We start from the raw sequence: 16,014 nt of genomic DNA, 5'->3' as shown, positions 1-16,014 counted from the left end.
GAGCAAAGCATCTGGTCAAGGAGTGGCAATGAGCAAGAAGGCGCGGCTGATTCTGACGATGGTGATCATCGAAGGCGGCCTTGCGGGACTTTGGTGGTATCTCGCCCGCTACGGCATGGCCAATCCCGATCGTGTCACCGCCGATTTTCAGGCAGTCGTCGGCCAGACGATGGGCATGGTCATGGGTGGATTGCTGGGCATCGGCGTCATCCTGTTCCTCGTCGCCGCCCGCAACGACCGCAAGGCGGCGCAGAACAATCCGCGCCGTTAGCCCCCGCCACCGCCAAAATGCCACTCGACCAGCGGCTTCATATGCGGTGCCAGCCCTTCCGGCAGGTCGGCGGCGTGGCGGATGATCACCGGCCCCTCGATCTCCGGCTCGGTCTCGGTCGCGACGAAGGCGCCGATGCGCCGCGCAATCTCGTCGGCCGGCGCATCGACGTGGTAGCGGCGGAAGAGGACCGTGCCGGTCGAAGTCGACAGCGCATGGTAGCGCTTGCCGCGCGCGGCGCCTGTCAGGTCAAGCCCGGTCTCCTCGCGCACTTCGCGGATCATGTTGAAATCGACATCGACGCGGCCATCGCGAAAATCGATCGGCTCGAACGAGCCGGCAGCGAAGTAGACACTGCCGGCCGGGACCGTGTGCGCGCCCATGCGGATCGCCACCAGGGCGTTGTCGCCGGCGACCAGCATGGCGTGGCCATAGGCATGCTCGGCGCCCGTCCCCTGCCGGTTCTTTCGCCACAGCAGGAAGGTCGAGTACTTCACAGCGTGACAACGCCCGACGATCCGGTTGTCGCGCCAGGCGAGCGCCGAGAGCAGCACCACCGTGCCGTCGAACAGCTCCGGATTGGCCGTAACCTCACGCCGCCAGTTGTCAGTGATCGCCTGCGCGTTGTCGCGCTCGAACGGATGCGGGCCGGGGTCGAGCCGGACGTCGATTTCGTCGACGGGCAGGATGACGTTGCGCGGCAGGTCGAAGCTCACCGTGCTCAAGCCATGTCCAGGGTAATTGCGACGGGACAATGGTCCGACGCCTTCGGCCGGTCCCAGCCGGCGCGCGGAAAGCGCTCCACCGCCTGTCCCGCCGGAAAGATGGTGCGCCAGGGCTGGCCGTTGCGGATGATGTCGGGAACCGCCGTCGCATTCTTCGCCGCCAGCCCTTTCGACAGCAGGATGTAGTCGAGCTGGCACAGATGCCGCTCCTTCGGCCCGCGCGTGTGGTAGAAACTCCAGCGGTCCATCTCCGGCCGGCGTTCGACGACATTCTCGCAAAAGCCGCCGGCGGTGAGCACATCGATACAGGACTGGCTCTCGTCGATCACCTGGAAGCGGTAGCCGTCGATAGCGTCGCCCCCGATCTTCACCCGCTGGCGGTAGTCGTTCATGTCGCCGCAGATCGCCCAGTTTTTGTCGGCTGCGTGCTCTTTGCCGAAGCGCTCGTCGATGATGCGGCGCACGGCTTGCGCCTCGGCGATGCGCACCGGCATCGTCGCCTCGCGTCCGTCGAGCCCGTTGCGCGGCGAGCCCATCGATTTGAGATGGACGAGATAAAGCGTCAGCGGCACGCCGCCGACCTTGATGTCGACCTCCAGGCAGTCGCGCCGGAAGATGCGTTCATTGGCCAGGTTGCCGAGCGCCTCGAGTTCAGGCGTGTGCAATCCGAACTGCTCGAAGGTGACATAGGCATGGCTGGTCATGCGCACGAACTCGATCGGCTGACCTTGCGCGGTCTCGTTGCGCATCATCACGGCAACGTCGATGCCGCGCGAATCATTGCCGGCGGTGGTGTATTTCTGCCGGTAACCCTCGCCCACCATCTTGAAGAGATAGCCGTACTCGAAGGCCTTCAGCGCCTCGATGTTGTCGACCTCCTGCATGCAGATGATGTCCGCACGGGTGGCGGCAATGGCGAGCGCGGTCAACTGGCGCGTATCGTCGGATTGCGCGATGGCGCGCGCCTGCTCCAGCATCCGGTATTCGGCTTCGCTCTGGATGTCGAAAAGCGCCAGCGTGCGGTCTTCGTTGAGCTGGTTGCGGAAGCCCGAGAAATCGAACCTGTTCATCAGGTTTTCGACATTGAAAGTGGCGAGGCGCAGCGACATGGACTGACCTTTGCCTGCAAGCGCCCATGAAAACAAGGGCTGCTTGTCATGGCTGATGGAACCTTTCTGTTCATCCTCCGTTCAGACGCCAAGGTCCATCAATAGGCCACTTCCCTGGGGTATCCGGGCGTGGGGCCTGTATCACTTGGAGAGTGCAATGAGCTCGCTCTTTTCGTCCACAGTCAAATCCGGGCTGTTAGCGCTCGGTCTTTTCTCGGGTCTCACGGCGCCATCCGCCGCCGGCCCGATCCTGCAGCCAAACCTGGCGGTGCCGACAAGCACCGCATTGTCTGACATCACACCGGTTCGCGACAGCTGGGCGGGCGGCAATGACCGCCGCTCCTTCAACGATTGGCAGTGGCGCCGCCACGACGGCCGTCGCTTTGCCCGGTCAGGCAACTGGAACAACGGCAACTGGAATGGCGGCAACTGGAACGGCGGCGACAACTGGCGCTGGCGCCATCACCGTCACCATCGCGGCCGTGATTTTGACAGCGGCGCCGCAGCAGTTCTCGGCCTCGGCCTGGGTCTCGGCCTCGGCAGCATCTACAACAACGGCTACTACAACAACGGCTATTACAATGACGGCTATTACGTGCAGCCGGCGCCCCGCCGCTATTACCGCACGCAGCGTCTGTCCAGCGCCCATGTACAGTGGTGCTACGACCGCTATCGGTCCTACCGGGCCTGGGACAACACGTTCCAGCCCTATGGTGGCCCGCGCCAGCAATGCTGGTCGCCCTACAGCTGAACTATAAATGACAAATACACGACGGCGCCGCCCCATCGCGGCGCCGTTTTCATTTGGGAAAGACGGCTGGTCTCGGTCACCGCTAACCATATGTTTATCGGCTCAGCCTATCCGTGATATCGTGCCCCATCGGACGATCGCGCCGATCCGGTCGCGAAGGACGTGCCGTCATGGCCGACAACGAATTGCGAAACAAACACCGGCAGCGCGTGCTGAAAGGCGCGACGATTCTGACTGGCCTCACCAATTCCGAGGTCAAGTGCACGGTGCGCAACATGCATGCCGGCGGCGCCGAGCTGAAAGTGTCTATAGACGCGCGCGTGCCGGACGAGTTCCTGCTCTATGTGCCGGTCGACGGCATCGGCTACAAGGCCATCGTGCGCTGGCGCCGCGACGACCGCATCGGCGTCGAGTTCACCGGCACCGAGCCGAAGCCGCATTGGCACTATGGCTGAGTATCCTGATCGATAAACCGGCATCAAAAGCCGGCGGATCGCTCCGCCGGCTCTTTGCTCGGGTTAGTTCTTGGCCTTGTCGACCAGCTTGTTCTTGGAAATCCAGGGCATCATGGCGCGCAGCTTGGCGCCGACTTCCTCGATCTGGTGGCTGTCATTGTTGCGGCGGATGCCCTTGAAGCGCGACATGCCGGCGCGGTATTCCTGCATCCACTCCGAGGTGAATTTTCCGGTCTGGATGTCCTTCAGCACGCGCTTCATCTCGGCCTTGGTCTCGGCGGTGATAATGCGCGGGCCAGAGACATATTCGCCCCATTCGGCCGTGTTCGAGATCGAGTAGTTCATGTTGGCGATGCCCCCTTCATAGATCAGGTCGACGATCAGCTTGACCTCGTGCAGGCACTCGAAATAGGCCATTTCGGGTGCGTAGCCGGCCTCAACCAGCGTCTCGAAGCCGGCGCGGATCAGCTCGACCAGGCCGCCGCAGAGCACGACCTGCTCGCCGAACAGATCGGTCTCGCATTCCTCGCGGAAATTGGTCTCGATGATGCCCGAACGGCCGCCGCCGACGCCGCAGGCGTAGGACAGAGCGAGATCGAGCGCGTTGCCGGAAGCATCCTGGTTGACGGCGACCAGGCACGGCACGCCCCCGCCCTTCTGGTATTCGCCGCGCACCGTGTGGCCGGGGCCTTTCGGCGCGATCATGACGACATCGACGGTCGACTTCGGCTCGATGAGGCCGAAATGCACGTTGAGGCCGTGCGCGAAGGCAATCGCGGCGCCGTCACGAATGTTTGGCGCGATTTCGTTTTTGTAGATGTCGGCCTGCAATTCGTCAGGCGTCGCCATCATCATCAAATCGGCCCATTTGGCAGCGTCCGCCACGCTCATCACCTTGAGCCCGTCGGCCTCGACCTTCTTGGCGGTCGCCGATCCAGCCTTGAGGCCGATGGCGATTTCCTTGGCGCCGGAATCCTTGAGGTTGAGCGCGTGCGCCCGGCCTTGGCTGCCATAGCCGATAATGGCGACCTTCTTGCCCTTGATCAGATTGAGATCGGCGTCGCGATCGTAATAGACACGCATCTTTTGCTTCCTTCCCACAGAGATTAGAGGCCTTGCGGCCCGGTTTTTGCTCCATAAAGAGCGAGAAACTGCTGCGTCGCCCGGGCGGCATCGCCGCCGATCGCCGCTTCAGTCAATTCCAGCCGGTCGCCGAGCAGGAGACGGATCTGCACGTCGCGGGCGACCAGCCCGAAAAAGGTCCGGAACGCCATTTCGGCGTCCGTAAAGTCGAGCAGCCCGGCCTGCTTGCCGGCAAGCAGCACCGGCTTCAACCGTCTGGCCAGCGCGAAACGGCCATTCTCCAGCACGATCGCGCCGAGATCGTCCTTTCCGGATCCGGTATGGCCGACCGCGACGCGGTTCAGCGCGATCGAGGTATCGCTCGAAATCACCTTCAGCCAGTCCGAGGCGAAGCCTTCCAGGCTTGCCGTCAGCGAGGCAAGATCGAGCCGCTCACCGTCGACCGGCACCACGCGCACTTTCGATGCCTGCCACTGCACGGTCGCCGTCAGCAGTCCGTCGCGGTCGCCGAACCATTTGTAGAGCGTTTCCTTCGAGCAGCTGGCGCGGCGCGCCACCGCCGTCATGGTCAGATTGTCGCCCTCCTCGACCAGCAGCCGCAAAGCCGCGTCCAGGACGGCCTTTTGCCGCTCTGTCAGCACTTCGCTGGTATCGATCTCGGCCCTTGCCTGCAACAATTTCCTGCCCATTCGATGAGGTCGCCGGGTCGCCTCAAACGGCGTACCGTACGTTACGGTTCGGCATATTGCGCAATCCTATGCTCGACGCAAGGGGTCAGGTAGAAAAATCGTCGACGTGAGAGCCGCCGAGCAAACCACGAGATTCTGACGGATCAATCATCGGCGGGCGGATGGCGCAGCTCTCCAAGCAGCCTCGCCAGTATCTTCAGCTCCTCCGCGGAGAGTTTTGCGCCGACCGATTCCGCAATCGACCGTCCATAGACAGCCCACATCCGTCGCCTGGTCTCACGGCCCTTGGCCGAGATGCGGATGGTTTGGCCGCGGCCGTCGTCGGCAACCCTGAGTTTCTCGACCAGTCCTTCGGCCTCGAGCCGCGCCAGAAGCCGCGAGATATTATACTGCGCAAACAGAGTGCGCTCGGTCAGCTGAAATGGCCGCAGCCCGCCCTCACCCGCCTCGGCGAGTTCATGCAGCACGTCATACCAGTCGAGCGGCGGCAAGCCGCTAGTCTTCAAAGCCTCTTCCGCCCTTTCGATGAGCTGGCGCGAAACCCGCATCAGGCGGGCCCAGGCCTTGACGGCTTCGGGCGAAGGCGTGGTTGTTTTGGCCATGACCCATCCTAGGCGATAGATGCAGTTGCATCAAGCTTGACGGTCAATGCACTTGCATCTATATGCATGCAACTGCATCGATCCGGGAAAGATCCATGAAACACGAAATTTGCAAAGTCGCCGACGTCCCACAGACGGGCAGCCTGATCGCGCCATTCTTCGGCCGCGAGGTCCATATTTGGCGCAGCGGTGAGCGCATCCGCGCCGCCGCCAATGTCTGCCTGCATTTCGGCGGGCCGCTCGACTGCAAGGACGGCAAGCTGGTCTGCCAATGGCACGGCGCCGCCTTCGACATGACATCAGGCGACCGGATCGAAGGTCCGGCGCCAAAAGCGTCGCGACTGATGTTCCTGTCGACGCGCGTCGAGGACGGCGCGTTGAACTATGTCTGGGGAGAGTGACATGCCTGAGAAGAATGAAATGCCTGAGAAGAATGAAATGACTGGCAAGCTCATTCTCGTCAGCCATCATCTATGCCCCTATGTGCAGCGCGCGGCGATCTCGCTGGCCGAGAAAGGCGTGCCGTTTGAGCGTGTCACCATCGACCTCGCCAACAAGCCGGACTGGTTCAAGGCGATTTCGCCGCTGGGCAAGGTGCCGCTGCTGATCGTCCACGCAAATGGCGAGGAGACGGTGATCTTCGAATCTGCCGTTATTCTCGAATTCCTCGAGGAGACGCAAGCCAATCCTCTGCATCCGGCCGACGCCTACGCCCGTGCCCGGCATCGCGCCTGGATCGAGTTCGGCTCGGCGACATTGAACACCATCGGCCGGTTCTACACGGCTTCGACGGAGGCCGCCTTCCTGGCAGAGTCCACGGCACTTTCGGCCATGTTCGATCGTCTGGAGGACGAACTGGCCGACCAGGCCGGACCGTGGTTCAATGGCGAGTGCTTTTGCCTCGTCGATGCCGTCTACGGCCCGGTCTTCCGCTATCTCGACGCCTTCGACCGGATCGGCAATTTCGGCATTCTGGACGGCAAGCCATTGGTCCAGGCCTGGCGCAAGGCGTTGAGCGAACGCGCCTCGATCAAGGGTGCCGTGGCGCCGGACTATCCGCAGCGGCTGCGTCTATTCCTGCGTGCGAGAAATTCGCTTCTCTCGACCCTGATCCCGCCGGATGATCTGGCCAGTGCACCTCCTCTAGCCCGATCCGCCTGAACGGATCGATCAGCGTGCCGGCCACCATCGAGGCAAGCACGCTTGGCACTGGCGGGATTTTGGCGATGGTTGCCACCAGCCTGTCGCGGAAGAAGGGCAGCATCGTGCCGTCCGACTGGTAGAACGGCGTCAGCGCCAGCGACAGCAGCTGGAAGATTCGGACATGCCATCGCCGCGCCCGGGCGTAGCTTTCCAGCGCTGCCTCGACGTTGCCCGTTTGTGCCAAGGCATGGCTGAGTGCTGCCGCGTCGAGCAACGCCATGTTGGCGCCTTGCCCGAGCTGCGGGCTGGTCGAATGCGCGGCATCGCCGATCACGGCCAGCCTGCGGCCGGCCGGCAGGTTCATCGTGTGGTGGCCGTAGCGCGCCAGCGACAGCTGGTCGAAGCTGTCGATCTGGCTGGTGAACGCCTCGCACTGTGGCCACAGCGAGACCAGTCTCGCCTTCCATGCGTCGAGCCCTGCCGCGCGCACGTTTTCGGCATCCGCCGGCTTCAGGCTCCAGAAGAACGCCGCCATCTTTTCCCCGCCCGGTTCCGGTCGGCCGATCGGCAGGACGCCGATCATCACGCTGGCCTTGTCGTAGCGCTGCAGCAGCGCATTTTCGTCGAAGCCTTGGCGCCAGCCGAGCGAGGCCCAGAACGCGCCGTAAGTGAGCTGCCGCGGCTGGGCCGGATCGTTGAGGCACCGGCGCAGCTTCGAACGCGAGCCGCTGGCGTCGACCACGAGGTCGAACGGCCCTGCCCTGCGGCCCCCCACCGTTCGGCTCTTGTCGAAGATCAGGATCGCCCGCTCACCGACGTCCAGCGTCTCGATCTCGACACCGGTTTCGATGGGGATGCCTTGGCGCTGCGCGGCGCGAAACAACATGTTGAACAACGCCGCCCGGTGCACCGCCAGCCCGAAACGGTCGCCAGGCTGCGCATCGTAGCGCACGGCGAGCACGGTGCGGCCGCTCGAGGCATCGGCGCCATGCAGACGCTCGATGCGGCTCCCCAGCGCCAGAATGTCGTCGAGCAGGCCGAGATCGGCGAGCACGCTCAGCCCGGTCGGCTGCAGGATCAGTCCGGAACCGACGGGCTTGGGTTCCTCGAAACGTTCGAAGATGGTGACGTTGTGGCCCGCGCGCTTGAGATAGAGCGCGGTAGCGAGCCCCGCCGGGCCGGCGCCCGCAATCGCGATGTCGAGAGATTTTTCCATTGCCCGCCCAACCACTGGCCGGACAATCCTTCAGCGCCATTGTCAAATCAAGCCATTGCTGCATGGACCAAAATATCAGCCACCGGCGTCGAAGGCAGCGCGCGCCTTGCGCACCGCACCATGGTTGAGTTCGGCCCACAGGATCAGTTGATGCAAGGCGCCGAACATCGAACGGCCGAGATCGGTCAGGCTGTATTCGACGCTTGGCGGCTTGGTCGGGAACACTTCGCGATGAACAAAGCCGTCGCGCTGCAGATCGTGGAGCGTCTGGGTCAACATGCGCTGCGAGATGTCGGGCACCAGGCGCCGCAACTCGCCGAAACGATAGGGCTGCTCGGCGAGCGCCGCCATCAGCAGCGAACTCCATTTGCCGTTCACACCCTGCATCACGTCGCGAACCGGGCAATCGGCAATGTTTGCGCCATCGCTGGTGGCTTTGAATATATTGAGCTTGGTTCTCAGATTGACGACCTTGCCGTCCATGGCTGCTGGTTCCCTGGCGGTGCCTACCTCCCTAAAAACTGCCTTCTTTACGGTGGCCGGTCAATTCTTATTTTAGTGCTGGTCTCTTTTTGAGACTGTCAGAAGCACCCGCCACCCGGCGCAATTTCAGGATCCCCCATGACCGCAACCCTTCTCGTCACCGGCGCTTCCGGCCAGCTTGGCCGCGGCGTCATCAACCACCTGCTGGACACATTAAAGGTCCCCGCAAACCGCATCATCGCCACCACCCGTACACCCGCCAACCTTGCCGATCTGGCGGCGCGCGGCGTCGTCGTCAGAGCCGCTGACTTCAACGACCCGCAATCGCTTGCCGAGGCCTTCGCGGGAGCCGACCGGGCACTCGTCATCTCGACCAACGAACTTGAGGTACAGGGGAAGCGGCGCGAGCAGCAGCTTGCGGCGGTGACGGCGGCCAAACAGGCTGGCGTCGGCCACCTGCTGTACACCTCGATGCCCAACCCCGAGCCTGGTTCGCCGGTTGTTTTCGCGCCCGACCACTACGACACCGAACAGGCGATCAAGGCGAGCGGCATCCCCTACACGATCTTCCGCAATGGCTGGTATAACGAGAACCTGTTCATGGCGTTGCCGCAGGTTCTGGCATCGGGTCAGTGGTACACCTCCGCCGGCGACGGCGCCATTTCCTACGGCACGCGCGACGATTTCGCGGCGGCGATCGCAGCGGGGCTCGCCTCGGACAGCAGCGAAAGCGCGACTTACACGCTGACCGGCCCCAGTGCGTATACGGCTGCCGAAGTGGCGGCGTTGGTCACCGAAGTCACCAGCAAGCCGATCCAGGTCATCCAGCTTTCCGACGAAGCCCTGACCGAGGGAATGAAGTCGGCCGGCCTGCCTGAACCCTTCGCAAAGGTGCTGGTGTCGTTCGACGCCGCCGCCCGCGCAGGTGACCTCGGCATGGTGACCGACGCGGTCGAAAAACTCTCCGGCCGAAAGTCGGTGCCGCTGAAGCAGTTTCTGGAGACGAACAAGGCTGCACTGGCCGGCTGAAAGCTGCCGTTGCGGGACGCCGAGCCCTTACGATTCGGCCTCCCGCACAATTACTTACGTCGCTTGACCAGTCCCAGCCGGATCAGGCTTTCGCCCGTGGCAATCAAAGCATCTTCGCGCGAGCGTGGCGCCCAGCCGAGCACGCGCACCGCCTTGGCGTTGGTGGCGTTCTTGATCTTGCCCAGTTCCGTTGCGAGCTGTGCCGCTTCCGGATTGAACAGCCCGATGATGCGCACCAGCCAATCGGGAAACTCCCGCGTCGAGACGCGCGACGCCGCCGGCCCGAGCCGCGTCTTCAGGGTCTGCGCGATCTTGCGCACCGTCATGAAATCGCCGGCGACAGCGAGGAACCGTTCGCCCTTGGCGGCGGGGTGGGTCATGGCGCGAACATGCAGATCCGCCACGTCGCGCGCGTCGACGACGCCGAAGGACAGGCGCGGCAGCCCAGGCACGGCGCCGTTCAGCATGCGCTGGACAAATTCGGTCGAGGTCGAAAGGTCCGCGCCGAGCACCGGTCCAAAGATGCCAACGGGATTGACGACCGCAAGTTCCAGCGCGCCGCCCTGCTCGGCGATGAAATCCCAGGCCGCGCGCTCGGCGAGCGTCTTGGACTTCACATAGGCGCTGACCTTGCCTGCCGGATCGGTCCAGTTTTCCTCGTTGAAAGGCTGCCCATCCGCGCGCATCTTGCCATAGCCGACGGCCGCGAAGGATGAGGTGAGCACGACGCGCCTGACCCCGGTATCCCGCGCCGCCCGCAGCACGCGCAACGCGCCCTCGCGTGCCGGAAGGATCAGGTCATCCTCATGCGTGGGCACGCCGGGCGGAAAAGGCGATGCGACATGCAGCACGTAATCGCAGCCGGCCACCGCCGCCGGCCAGCCTGCGTCGGCCATCAGATCGGCATGGGCGAATGAAAGGGCGTCACCAGGCTCCGTGCCACCTGCCTTGAGCATGGCGAGCACATCGGCTTCGCGCCTGGCCGATCGCACGGAGGTGCGGACGCGGTAGCCGGCCTTCAACAGTTCGAGGATGCAGTGAGCGCCGAGGAAGCCGGACCCGCCGGTGACCAGCACCAATTCGCCGCTCATATTAGCCTCCTCGACGATTTATCCCTTCGAGACCCCTCAGATCGCCACCTGCGTGCCGATCTCGACCACACGTCCGGTCGGGATCTGGAAATACTCCGTCGCATCGGCCGCCGAGCGGGCGAGCCCGATGAACAGCTTGTCCTGCCACACCGGCATGCCGGAATTGGGCGATGCCTTGAGCGAGCGCCGCGACAGGAAGAACGACGTCGTCATGATGTCGAACTTCCAGCCCTGCTTGCGGCAGATCGCCAGCGCGCGCGGAATGTTGGGCTGCTCCATATAGCCGAAGGTCAGCGTCACCCGCATGAACAACTCGTTGACTGTCTCCATCTTGACCCGCTCGCTGTCGGGCACCAGCGGCTGCGGTGCGGTGACCACCGACAGAATGACGTTCTGCTCGTGCAGCACCTTGTAGTGCTTCAGGCTGTGCATCAGCGCTGTCGGCGCGCTTTGCGGATCGCTGGTCAGGAACACGGCGGTGCCGGACACCAGCTGCGGCTTCTTCTTCAGCAGATTGCCGGCGAGGAAATCGAGCGGGATTTCGTTGCGCCGGGTCTTGTCGAACAGATAGCGGCTGCCGCGCACCCAGGTCCACATCGCCAGAACGATGGTGAAGGCCACCGCAAGCGACGCCCAGCCGCCCTCGAACACCTTCACGATGTTGGAGGCGAAGAAGCCGATGTCGATGAAGCCGAACAGCGCCGTCATGGCGACGGCCACCCACAGCCGCCATTTCCAGATGCGGGTCATGACGACGAACAGCAGCACCGTCGTCACCAACATGTTGCCGGTCACCGAGATGCCATAGGCAGAGGCGAGCTTGCTCGATTCGCCGAAACCGACGACCAGCAACATCACCGCCAACGCCAGCAAAACATTGACGCGCGGCATGTAGATCTGGCCCGACTGCCGTTCCGACGTGTGCAGGATTTCGAGGCGCGGCAGCATATTGAGCTGCACCGCCTGCCTGGTCAGCGAGAAGGCGCCCGATATGACCGCCTGGCTGGCGATGACCGTCGCCGCGGTTGCCAATACCACCATCGGGATCAGCGTCCAGCCTTCGTTCATCTCGAAGAATGGATGGCCGACGTGACCGTTCTTCGCCAGCACGAAAGCGCCCTGCCCGGCATAGTTTAGCAGCAGGCAGGGAAACACGATGGCCAGCCAGGCGAGCACGATGGGCTTGCGGCCGAAATGGCCGAGATCGGCATAAAGCGCTTCGGCACCGGTGACGGCGAGGAAGATGGCGCCGATGGTGACGAAGGCGACATCGGGCGAATTGATCAGGAAGGCGACGATGTAGTGCGGGCTGACCGCCCACAGGATTTCGGGATCGGCGATGATGTGGTTCAAGCCCGAAAGACCGATGGCCAGGAACCAGACCGCCGTGATCGGCCCGAAGATCAGCGCCACACCGCCGGTGCCGAAGCGCTGCACCGAAAACAGGATCGCCAGGATGACCAGCGTCAGCGGCACGACATAGGGCTGGAAGGTCGGGGTAACGACATTCATGCCTTCAACCGCCGAAAGCACCGAGATTGCCGGCGTGATGACGGCGTCACCGAAGAACAATGACGCGCCGACAATACCGATGGCCAGGATGATCGCCGAGCGGGTCGGGAAACTGCCGCGCGCCAGCGCCATCAGCGACAGCACGCCGCCCTCGCCTCGGTTGTCGGCTCTGAGCACGAACATGATGTATTTGATGGTGACGATAATCGTCAACGACCAGATGATCAGCGACAGCACGCCCAGAATATCGCCGCGCTCGGCGATTTCGCCGCCGGAGGACGCAACAAGCGCTTCCCGGAAGGCGTAGATCGGGCTGGTGCCGATGTCGCCATAGACCACACCGAGCGCGCCCAGCATCAGAACTTTGGTGCTGTGCTGTTCGATTTCGGGATGGCTCGATTGTTCGACGGGTTCTGCCTCAATACCAGCATTGGTAAGGGCCATGGACGACACTCCGATAAGCGCGCGGTGCTCTACGCTTGCTGCGATGCAATATCAAGTGCCGTGACGGTAGGGCTACCATGTTCCCAGCGCAGGGCTTGCCCCGCAATGACCGGTGCGTGGCGTCAAAGGCTGCCGGAAACCTCAGATCGCCACCTGCGTGCCGATCTCGACCACACGTCCGGTCGGGATCTGGAAATACTCCGTCGCATCGGCCGCCGAGCGGGCGAGCCCGATGAACAGCTTGTCCTGCCACACCGGCATGCCGGAATTGGGCGATGCCTTGAGCGAGCGCCGCGACAGGAAGAACGACGTCGTCATGATGTCGAACTTCCAGCCCTGCTTGCGGCAGATCGCCAGCGCGCGCGGAATGTTGGGCTGCTCCATATAGCCGAAGGTCAGCGTCACCCGCATGAACAACTCGTTGACTGTCTCCATCTTGACCCGCTCGCTGTCGGGCACCAGCGGCTGCGGTGCGGTGACCACCGACAGAATGACGTTCTGCTCGTGCAGCACCTTGTAGTGCTTGAGGCTGTGCATCAGCGCTGTCGGCGCGCTTTGCGGATCGCTGGTCAGGAACACGGCGGTGCCGGACACCAGCTGCGGCTTCTTCTTCAGCAGATTGCCGGCGAGGAAATCGAGCGGGATTTCGTTGCGCCGGGTCTTGTCGAACAGATAGCGGCTGCCGCGTATCCAGGTGGTCATGATCAGCCCCATGAGGCAGGCAACGGATATTGACACCCATCCGCCTTCCACGATCTTGACGACATTCGCCAGGAAGAAACCCATGTCGATGGTGCCGAACAGCAGCGCCAATGCCAGGGCGAGCCCAAGCTGCCATTTCCACAAATTGCGCATGACAACGAACAGCAGAATGGTTGTCATCAGCATCTCGCCGGTCACCGAAATTCCGTAAGCGGAAGCCAGCGAACTCGAGCTGCCGAAGCCGACAACCAGCAGCATCACTCCCAGGGCGATGAGCAGGTTGACGCGCGGCATATAAATCTGGCCGCTCTGCATTTCGGACGTGTGCTGCACCTCGATGCGGGGCAGCAGGTTGAGTTGCACTGCCTGACGTGCCAGCGAAAAAGCACCCGAGATCACCGCCTGACTGGCGATCACGGTGGCGGCCGTTGCCAAGCCGACCATTGGCATCAGCGCCCAATCCGGCAACATCTCGAAGAATGGATTGGTCGGCCTGCCGCCATTCGCCAATACAAAGGCGCCCTGGCCGAAGTAGTTGAGCAGCAGGCAAGGAAACACCACGGAAAACCACGCGAGCACGATCGGCTTGCGCCCGAAATGTCCAAGGTCGACATAAAGCGCCTCGGCCCCCGTTACCGCCAGGAACACTGCACCAACGGTCACGAAAGCGGCGGTCGGCGTGCCGGCTAGGTAGGCGATTGCATAATACGGGTTGATAGCCAACAGCACCGAAGGATCATCCATCAGGTGGTAGAGCCCGGAAACGCCGATGGCCAGGAACCATAGCGCCGTCACCGGCCCGAATACTGCCGCCACCTTCCCCGTGCCGAAGCGCTGCACGGAGAACAGAAATGCCAGGATGACCAAGGTGATCGGAACGACATAGGCCTCCAGCGTCGGTGTCACCACTTCCAGGCCCTCAACTGCCGACAGCACGGAAATGGCCGGAGTTATGATAGCGTCTCCGAAAAAAAGCGACGCCCCGCAAAGTCCGATGCCGAGGATAAGCTTGGCGCCTTTTGGATAGGCGCTGCGCGCCAGCGCCATCAGGGACAGCGTGCCGCCCTCGCCCTTGTTGTCGGCGCGAAGCACGAAAGCGACGTATTTTATGGTGACGATAATCGTCAGCGCCCAGACGATCAGCGACAGCACGCCCAGGACATCTATGCGCGTGTCGGTACCAGGCGAAGCGTGAAGCGCCTCGCGGAAGGCATAGATCGGGCTGGTGCCGATATCGCCATAGACGACGCCAAGCGCGCCCAGCATCAGAACTTTGGTGCTGTGCTGTTCAGTGTGGGAGTGGTTCGGTTGTTCGACGGGTTCAGCCTCGCTACCGATGCTGGAAAGAGCCATCGACTACTCCCCGATCACCGCGCGGTGCGCCTTGCTTGCTGTCATGCGATATCACCTTCGACACGAGCCTTCCACCGCTACCAACCGCAAGCCTTCAGAAACCGCCCCACCGTGGCGGCCATGCCATACTCCAACGCATCGGCTGTCAACCCGTGTCCGATAGACACTTCGGCCAATGCCGGAATGCGCTTTGCCAATGCCGGAAGGTTGTTCACCACCAGATCGTGCCCGGCATTGACCTGGAGCCCTGCGGCGAGTGCGGCATCCGCGGTTTTTCCCAATCTTTCCAGCTCCTTCCGCGCCTTGGCGGAATCGGAATGGTAGCTGCCGTAGGGCCCGGTATAGAGCTCGATGCGGTCGGCGCCGGTGTCGCGCGCGGCATTGACGCCGGTGGGATCCGGATCGGAAAACAGCGACACGCGGAAGCCCCCTTTTTTCAGACGCTTGACGATCGGGATAAGGAACGCCGCCTCGGCGGCAAAGTTCCAGCCATGGTCCGATGTCGCCTGCGCCGGATCGTCGGGCACCAGCGTCACCTGCTCCGGCTGGTGCCTTTCCACAAGCGCCAGAAAATCCTCGGTCGGGTAGCCCTCGATGTTGAATTCCGCCTTGGGAAACTCGTCGTCGATCAGCGCCCGGATCTCCGGCAGGTCGGAATGCCTGGTGTGGCGCTCGTCGGGCCGCGGATGAACCGTCAGCCCGTGCGCGCCGGCCGCCAGCGCCAGGCGGCCGAGCCCGGTGACGCTCGGCCACGGCAGGTCGCGGCGGTTGCGCAGCATGGCGATGGCGTTGAGATTGACCGAGAGTTTCGCGGGCATGGCGTGAGGTCCGGCTGTTTGTGCAGCGCATCTATACTGCCTTTGATGGGAACAGACAGGGGCTTTCGGGTGTTCCAGTGATGACATCTGCTCGCAAGGGGGAACCCAGCCAATGAATTTTCTCCAATCCGTGCCCGCGATCCGCCGCCTCGAAACCGACCGTGAGGACCTTTTCGCCATCGACGTCGTCGGCCATGTATCGGCCGCCGACGGCGAAAATCTGTTCGGATTGCTGGAGGCTGCCTACGCGCTGCACCCGAGGATCGACGTCTTGGTGCGGCTGGTCGACCATGAGGGCGTCGACTGGATCTATATGGACGACGAGACGCTGAAACAAGGTACGGTTCATGCGCTAGAGCATATCGCCCGGTGCGCGACGATCGGTGAGCCCGACTGGATAGCGGATGCGCGGAACTTCCTTCCGGCTTCGCCACCCATCGAGTTCAGGCACTTCGCGGCCGAGGACGAAGCGGATGCCTGGCAATGGCTGGGTGCGACGCCACTCAGCCCTGCTGCGCCGGCTGCTACCTGACGCCGG

Annotated in this window: 17 protein-coding genes and 1 pseudogene; 7 read left to right on the top strand and 11 right to left on the bottom strand. The window is 63.0% G+C overall.

Annotated elements, in window-relative coordinates; translation table 11 throughout:
* Nucleotides 1-28: 28 nt before the first annotated feature.
* The gene (locus NLY42_RS17980; protein WP_023753491.1) at nucleotides 29-271 is read left to right on the top strand and encodes a hypothetical protein; all 243 of its coding nucleotides are present in this window, start codon (nucleotides 29-31) and stop codon (nucleotides 269-271) included.
* Here the strand turns inward: NLY42_RS17980 and NLY42_RS17975 are convergent.
* Together NLY42_RS17975 and NLY42_RS17970 are read right to left on the bottom strand one after the other, a co-directional pair.
* A complete protein-coding gene (locus NLY42_RS17975; RefSeq protein ID WP_023753492.1) occupies nucleotides 268-987 on the bottom strand; it encodes an NUDIX hydrolase in 720 nt (239 codons plus the stop codon). The genes NLY42_RS17980 and NLY42_RS17975 overlap by 4 nt on opposite strands.
* Before the next feature lie 5 nt (nucleotides 988-992).
* Entirely contained in the window at nucleotides 993-2,105 is a 1,113-nt protein-coding gene (locus NLY42_RS17970; RefSeq protein ID WP_023753493.1) for an endonuclease/exonuclease/phosphatase family protein, read from the bottom strand.
* A 157-nt stretch (nucleotides 2,106-2,262) separates the two neighbouring features.
* On the opposite strand from NLY42_RS17970, the gene NLY42_RS17965 reads away from it, so the two are divergent.
* Together NLY42_RS17965 and NLY42_RS17960 are read left to right on the top strand one after the other, a co-directional pair.
* Nucleotides 2,263-2,856, top strand: a complete 594-nt coding sequence (locus NLY42_RS17965; RefSeq protein ID WP_023739158.1) for a BA14K family protein — start codon at nucleotides 2,263-2,265, stop codon at nucleotides 2,854-2,856.
* Nucleotides 2,857-3,026: 170 nt separating this feature from the next.
* A complete protein-coding gene (locus NLY42_RS17960; RefSeq protein ID WP_023685169.1) occupies nucleotides 3,027-3,311 on the top strand; it encodes a PilZ domain-containing protein in 285 nt (94 codons plus the stop codon).
* 63 nt (nucleotides 3,312-3,374) lie between these two features.
* Here the strand turns inward: NLY42_RS17960 and ilvC are convergent, their stop codons facing one another.
* From ilvC to NLY42_RS17945, 3 genes are all read right to left on the bottom strand, one after another.
* A complete protein-coding gene (gene ilvC, locus NLY42_RS17955) occupies nucleotides 3,375-4,394 on the bottom strand; it encodes a ketol-acid reductoisomerase (RefSeq protein ID WP_013531065.1) in 1,020 nt (339 codons plus the stop codon).
* A 23-nt stretch (nucleotides 4,395-4,417) separates the two neighbouring features.
* Nucleotides 4,418-5,083 carry a TetR/AcrR family transcriptional regulator gene (locus NLY42_RS17950; protein WP_245263475.1) on the bottom strand — a complete coding sequence of 222 codons (666 nt, stop codon included), beginning with the start codon at nucleotides 5,081-5,083 and terminating at the stop codon, nucleotides 4,418-4,420.
* A gap of 143 nt (nucleotides 5,084-5,226) precedes the next feature.
* On the bottom strand, nucleotides 5,227-5,685 hold the full coding sequence (locus tag NLY42_RS17945; protein WP_023753495.1) for a MarR family winged helix-turn-helix transcriptional regulator: 459 nt from the start codon (nucleotides 5,683-5,685) through the stop codon (nucleotides 5,227-5,229).
* Nucleotides 5,686-5,780: 95 nt separating this feature from the next.
* On the opposite strand from NLY42_RS17945, the gene NLY42_RS17940 reads away from it, so the two are divergent.
* Nucleotides 5,781-6,086 (top strand): Rieske (2Fe-2S) protein, encoded by a 306-nt coding sequence (locus NLY42_RS17940; RefSeq protein ID WP_023690332.1) that lies wholly within the window; start codon nucleotides 5,781-5,783, stop codon nucleotides 6,084-6,086.
* Nucleotide 6,087: 1 nt separating this feature from the next.
* Nucleotides 6,088-6,846, top strand: coding sequence for a glutathione S-transferase family protein (locus NLY42_RS17935; protein WP_023756373.1), 759 nt, complete (start codon nucleotides 6,088-6,090; stop codon nucleotides 6,844-6,846).
* On the opposite strand, the pseudogene NLY42_RS17930 reads toward NLY42_RS17935, so the two are convergent.
* Both NLY42_RS17930 and NLY42_RS17925 read right to left on the bottom strand, forming a co-directional pair.
* A pseudogene (locus NLY42_RS17930) lies at nucleotides 6,809-8,044 on the bottom strand (FAD-dependent oxidoreductase); the annotation flags it as partial. The gene NLY42_RS17935 and the pseudogene NLY42_RS17930 sit on opposite strands and share 38 nt — an antisense overlap.
* A 75-nt stretch (nucleotides 8,045-8,119) precedes the next feature.
* Entirely contained in the window at nucleotides 8,120-8,527 is a 408-nt protein-coding gene (locus tag NLY42_RS17925) for a winged helix-turn-helix transcriptional regulator (RefSeq protein WP_023690335.1), read from the bottom strand.
* 138 nt (nucleotides 8,528-8,665) lie between these two features.
* Between NLY42_RS17925 and NLY42_RS17920 the strand changes: the two genes are divergently transcribed.
* Entirely contained in the window at nucleotides 8,666-9,556 is an 891-nt protein-coding gene (locus NLY42_RS17920; protein WP_023741658.1) for an SDR family oxidoreductase, read from the top strand.
* A gap of 50 nt (nucleotides 9,557-9,606) precedes the next feature.
* On the opposite strand, the gene NLY42_RS17915 is transcribed toward NLY42_RS17920, so the two are convergent.
* From NLY42_RS17915 to NLY42_RS17900, 4 genes are all read right to left on the bottom strand, one after another.
* On the bottom strand, nucleotides 9,607-10,647 hold the full coding sequence (locus tag NLY42_RS17915; protein WP_023753498.1) for an SDR family oxidoreductase: 1,041 nt from the start codon (nucleotides 10,645-10,647) through the stop codon (nucleotides 9,607-9,609).
* Between the two features lie 36 nt (nucleotides 10,648-10,683).
* A complete protein-coding gene (locus tag NLY42_RS17910; RefSeq protein ID WP_286459217.1) occupies nucleotides 10,684-12,603 on the bottom strand; it encodes a potassium transporter Kup in 1,920 nt (639 codons plus the stop codon).
* A gap of 141 nt (nucleotides 12,604-12,744) precedes the next feature.
* Complete coding sequence (locus NLY42_RS17905; protein ID WP_023823130.1) at nucleotides 12,745-14,658, bottom strand: potassium transporter Kup; 1,914 nt, start codon at nucleotides 14,656-14,658, stop codon at nucleotides 12,745-12,747.
* A 77-nt stretch (nucleotides 14,659-14,735) separates the two neighbouring features.
* Nucleotides 14,736-15,476 (bottom strand): pyridoxine 5'-phosphate synthase, encoded by a 741-nt coding sequence (locus tag NLY42_RS17900; RefSeq protein WP_023753499.1) that lies wholly within the window; start codon nucleotides 15,474-15,476, stop codon nucleotides 14,736-14,738.
* A 112-nt stretch (nucleotides 15,477-15,588) separates the two neighbouring features.
* Here NLY42_RS17900 and NLY42_RS17895 point away from each other — a divergent pair, with 112 nt between their 5' ends.
* Nucleotides 15,589-16,008, top strand: a complete 420-nt coding sequence (locus tag NLY42_RS17895) for a SpoIIAA family protein (protein ID WP_023753500.1) — start codon at nucleotides 15,589-15,591, stop codon at nucleotides 16,006-16,008.
* Nucleotides 16,009-16,014: the final 6 nt, after the last annotated feature.

Source organism: Mesorhizobium sp. C372A (assembly GCF_030323245.1).
Lineage (GTDB): Bacteria > Pseudomonadota > Alphaproteobacteria > Rhizobiales > Rhizobiaceae > Mesorhizobium.
This window is presented reverse-complemented; position numbering and strand designations above follow the sequence as displayed.

Coding starts and splice junctions, on each gene's coding strand:
- NLY42_RS17980 (WP_023753491.1), top strand. CDS start 29: ATGAGCAAGAAGGCGCGGCTGATTCTGACGATGGTGATCATCGAAGGC.
- NLY42_RS17970 (WP_023753493.1), bottom strand. CDS start 2,105: ATGTCGCTGCGCCTCGCCACTTTCAATGTCGAAAACCTGATGAACAGG.
- NLY42_RS17965 (WP_023739158.1), top strand. CDS start 2,263: ATGAGCTCGCTCTTTTCGTCCACAGTCAAATCCGGGCTGTTAGCGCTC.
- NLY42_RS17960 (WP_023685169.1), top strand. CDS start 3,027: ATGGCCGACAACGAATTGCGAAACAAACACCGGCAGCGCGTGCTGAAA.
- ilvC (WP_013531065.1), bottom strand. CDS start 4,394: ATGCGTGTCTATTACGATCGCGACGCCGATCTCAATCTGATCAAGGGC.
- NLY42_RS17950 (WP_245263475.1), bottom strand. CDS start 5,083: ATGGGCAGGAAATTGTTGCAGGCAAGGGCCGAGATCGATACCAGCGAA.
- NLY42_RS17945 (WP_023753495.1), bottom strand. CDS start 5,685: ATGGCCAAAACAACCACGCCTTCGCCCGAAGCCGTCAAGGCCTGGGCC.
- NLY42_RS17940 (WP_023690332.1), top strand. CDS start 5,781: ATGAAACACGAAATTTGCAAAGTCGCCGACGTCCCACAGACGGGCAGC.
- NLY42_RS17935 (WP_023756373.1), top strand. CDS start 6,088: ATGCCTGAGAAGAATGAAATGCCTGAGAAGAATGAAATGACTGGCAAG.
- NLY42_RS17925 (WP_023690335.1), bottom strand. CDS start 8,527: ATGGACGGCAAGGTCGTCAATCTGAGAACCAAGCTCAATATATTCAAA.
- NLY42_RS17920 (WP_023741658.1), top strand. CDS start 8,666: ATGACCGCAACCCTTCTCGTCACCGGCGCTTCCGGCCAGCTTGGCCGC.
- NLY42_RS17915 (WP_023753498.1), bottom strand. CDS start 10,647: ATGAGCGGCGAATTGGTGCTGGTCACCGGCGGGTCCGGCTTCCTCGGC.
- NLY42_RS17910 (WP_286459217.1), bottom strand. CDS start 12,603: ATGGCCCTTACCAATGCTGGTATTGAGGCAGAACCCGTCGAACAATCG.
- NLY42_RS17905 (WP_023823130.1), bottom strand. CDS start 14,658: ATGGCTCTTTCCAGCATCGGTAGCGAGGCTGAACCCGTCGAACAACCG.
- NLY42_RS17900 (WP_023753499.1), bottom strand. CDS start 15,476: ATGCCCGCGAAACTCTCGGTCAATCTCAACGCCATCGCCATGCTGCGC.
- NLY42_RS17895 (WP_023753500.1), top strand. CDS start 15,589: ATGAATTTTCTCCAATCCGTGCCCGCGATCCGCCGCCTCGAAACCGAC.